The sequence below is a fragment of the Pseudomonas emilianonis genome (assembly GCF_023072625.1).
In the GTDB taxonomy this organism is placed as follows: Bacteria; Pseudomonadota; Gammaproteobacteria; order Pseudomonadales; family Pseudomonadaceae; genus Aquipseudomonas; species Aquipseudomonas paraveronii.
Genome location: NZ_JAKNRV010000480.1, coordinates 1 through 3,342, shown reverse-complemented (window position 1 = coordinate 3,342; position 3,342 = coordinate 1). Strand labels below are relative to the sequence as shown.

The 3,342-nt window shown below is 62.5% G+C and carries 3 protein-coding genes and 1 pseudogene; all 4 read right to left on the bottom strand.

The annotated features are described in order from the left end of the window. Positions 1-298: pseudogene (locus L9Z73_RS27950) on the bottom strand (pyrroloquinoline-quinone synthase PqqC); the annotation flags it as partial. An 11-nt stretch (positions 299-309) separates the two neighbouring features. After that, positions 310-1,221, bottom strand: a complete 912-nt coding sequence (pqqB, locus tag L9Z73_RS27945) for a pyrroloquinoline quinone biosynthesis protein PqqB (RefSeq protein WP_247407952.1) — start codon at positions 1,219-1,221, stop codon at positions 310-312. 71 nt (positions 1,222-1,292) lie between these two features. Further along, positions 1,293-1,367, bottom strand: a complete 75-nt coding sequence (pqqA, locus tag L9Z73_RS27940) for a pyrroloquinoline quinone precursor peptide PqqA (RefSeq protein ID WP_003194766.1) — start codon at positions 1,365-1,367, stop codon at positions 1,293-1,295. Positions 1,368-1,526: 159 nt separating this feature from the next. After that, entirely contained in the window at positions 1,527-3,242 is a 1,716-nt protein-coding gene (gene pqqF / locus L9Z73_RS27935) for a pyrroloquinoline quinone biosynthesis protein PqqF (RefSeq protein WP_430624320.1), read from the bottom strand. Between the last annotated feature and the right edge of the window lie 100 nt (positions 3,243-3,342).

Here is a 3,342-nt window from a genome sequence, read left to right as displayed (position 1 = left end):
CCAGGCGCAGCCAGGCTTCGATGCCGCCGTCTTCGCCGGGGGCGCCATCGTGGTCGAGCAGGCGCTGAATCCACTCGCGGCGGATTTCGCGGTCCGGGCAGTTAGCCAGGATCGCGGCATCCTTCAGCGGAATGTTCACCTGATAGTAGAAACGGTTCGCGACCCAGCCCTGGATCTGCTCGCGGGTGGCGCGGCCTTCATACATCGCCACGTGGTACGGGTGATGGATATGGTAGAAGGCGCCCTTGGCCCGCAGGGCATGCTCAAACTCGGCGGGCGTCAACGGTGTGTCAGTCATGTCGTATGCTCCTACAATTCAATGCTCATGCCATCGTAAGCCACTTCGACATTGCGCCGCACCAGCTCGGCCCGCTCGGGAGAATCTTCATCGAGGATCGGGTTGGTGTTGTTGATGTGGATAAGCACCTTGCGCTGCTTCGGCAGGTGTTCCAGCACTTCGAGCATGCCGCCTGGTCCGTTCTGCGACAGGTGGCCCATCTCGCGGCCGGTGCGGGTGCCGACGCCACGGCGCTGCATTTCATCATCGTCCCACATGGTGCCGTCCACCAGCAGGCAGTCGCTGCCGGCCATGATGTCCAGCAACGGCGCGTCAACCTTGCCCAGGCCCGGGGCGTAGAACAGTTTGCCGCCGGTGCGCAGGTCTTCGACGATCAGGCCGATATTGTCGCCGGGGTGCGGGTCGAAGCGGTGCGGCGAATACGGTGGCGCGGCACTGCGCAGCGGCAGCGGGGTGAAACGCAGGTTGGGGCAGGCCGGGATGGTGAAGCTGGCGTCCAGCTCGATGCGGTTCCAGGCCAGGCCGCCGTTCCAATGGGTGAGCATGGTGAACAGCGGGAAACCGCTGCTGAGGTCTTCATGGACCATGTCGGTACACCACACCTGGTGCGGGCAACCTTCGCGCAGGCTCAATAGGCCGGTGGTGTGGTCGATCTGGCTGTCCATCAGGATGATCGCGCTGATGCCGGTGTCGCGCAGGGCGCGGCCGGGTTGCATCGGCGCGAAGCCCTGCAGTTGTGCGCGGATATCCGGCGAGGCATTGCACAGCACCCAGTTCACGCCATCGTCGGAAATCGCGATGGATGACTGAGTACGCGCCTGAGCTCGCAGGCTGCCATCACGAAAGCCTGCGCAGTTCACGCAGTTGCAGTTCCACTGCGGGAAGCCGCCGCCGGCGGCGGAACCTAGAATCTGGACAAACATGGCCGCTCCATCAAGCAAAGCTGAAAACAAAAACGCCCCGGACGGGCCGAGGCGTTGTATTACCCAGCCAATCAGCGGCTGGCGAAGTACATAGTCACTTCGAAACCGATGCGCAGATCAGTGTAAGCAGGTTTGGACCAAGTCATATTCTTACTCCTACGAAGGGATGGGACGTTTACTACCAAGTAATACATATAGTCCACCTCCAATCGGAGATGTTCAGATGTGCTGGTAGGAATATTACGCATTTTTTTCAAAGTTAGCGCTGTCTTGGTGGAAAAAGCCTATTGCAGGGGCGGCAATGATCAGCCCGCCGATTGCCAACCATCGCTAATGCGCGGGCCGTTGGCGATACAGTGCCAGCCACCTGCAGCGTCCTGTAACTGTTGGGCGGCGCGTTGCAAGTCCTCCCGGCTAAGGGCTTGGATTGCGTGTTGAAGCCGCGCGAGATAATCCGACGGATGGCCGGCCAGGCGCGCCTGCCACAACAATTCGGCGGCCTGGGCGATGGGCAGCGCTTGCGCCGTGAATTGTTGCGCCAGCGCCGGGCGGCCGAGGTTGTCGCTGGCGTCGATCAATGCCGGCAATTGTGCGAGGAAGGTCCGCAGGTGCTCCATGATCCCTTCAAGGGAAACACTGGGGGATTGCACGCCAAACAGCAGGCCAGTTTGCCCATTGATCTGTCGGATACCGCTGAACACCGCGTAGCCGATTTGCAGCTCTACCCGCACACGTTGGTAGAACGGCCCTTGGAGCAGGTGCGCCAGCAGGCGCCACGCGGCTTCATCTGCCAGGGACTGCGTCGGCGTTGGGCAGAACAGCAGCAACGCTGCGTCGTGAGCATCGGTATTGATCTCATGCCATAGATGCTGGCCGCTGAGGCTGGCGAATTCGCATTCGAGCGTGTCCGGTTGCCCAGGCAAGCGGGCGGCGGCGGACTTGAGCGCCGCTTCGCAGTGGGCGGGCAGCCCAATGCCCATGCCTTCCCAGCGTGCGCGTGTCCACGACATCGAGGGCGCTTGGGTGTTCGGCTGCACGCCAGCACAGCACGCGGGCAACGCCTTGAGCAACTGCCGAATGGCAATCAGCGGTGTGGCGGCAGGGCCCGGCCGCAGATCATCTTCGGGCGGGTTCAGGCTGCGTGCGAGTTCATCGAGTATCGCCGGCATGGGCTGGTGAAGACCGACCATTTTCACAAGCCAGTCATTGCCGATCGAATCGAAGGATAAGTCGACACCGGCCTGGCGGGCATTTTCGCGCAACGGCTGCAGGGCGTTTTCCAGCGCCGTTGGGAGCGGGCAATCAAGCCGCCAACGCAGGTAGAGCGCGCCTTCATCATGGTCATCGGCCAACGCCGGGCTGAACGACAACGCCGACAGCTCTCGCCGCCCCCGGGAACGGTCCTGGGCAAAAGTGCGCAGGCCCCGGTGCGCGCTGGTCTGGCCGCGAATCAGGCCGGCGCGCTCGTCTTTTACGGGTGGGCGCAGGAACGGATTGTTGGGCGGCAGTTGCCACCCATGTCGGTAGGCTTGCAGCGGCAGGGCGTCGAGCAGGGCCTTGAGGGCCGCAACGTGGTGCTCCGACAAGCACGCTTCGAGTGCTTCGCTGTCATGCCTCGCCAATGCGAGGGCGCCTTGGATCTGCTGTTGACGCGCGTTGAGCAGGGCGAATTCCTCGCGCAGAGAAGTCCAGTCGCTGTGTGCGAAAAAGCTCAACCAGTCGTACAACAGTGCTTCGATCTGCGTCGCCGCGTCGCTTTGCGCGCCGAGGGTAAAGTCGAGGTCCAGTAACGCTTGCCCGGCGAAGTGGTAAAGCACGGACGCCTGCAGGGTGCTGGCCAGTTGGCGCGCTTGCAGTTCCGCGCGCAGCCCGCCCGGCGCCGAGGCGTTGAGCCAGAGACAGAGGAAATCCAGGGCTTCCTTGGGGGCGTCGACGCTGATGACGTGATGCAGATGGCCGTTTGCGCTGTGTTGAAAGCGCGGTGTATGAGCGGGCAGGTCAAACAACGCTGGGATGCGCATAACCGCTTCGTCAGCTTCGATCACGACGCCTACGGGCGACTGCTGAAACTGACCAATGAAAACGGCGAAAGCTATCGCTTTGAGTGGGACGCAGCCGATC

Bases quoted from the DNA above. Each gene is read 5' to 3' on its own strand.
- pqqF (WP_430624320.1), bottom strand. From the start codon at position 3,242: ATGCGCATCCCAGCGTTGTTTGACCTGCCCGCTCATACACCGCGCTTT.
- pqqB (WP_247407952.1), bottom strand. From the start codon at position 1,221: ATGTTTGTCCAGATTCTAGGTTCCGCCGCCGGCGGCGGCTTCCCGCAG.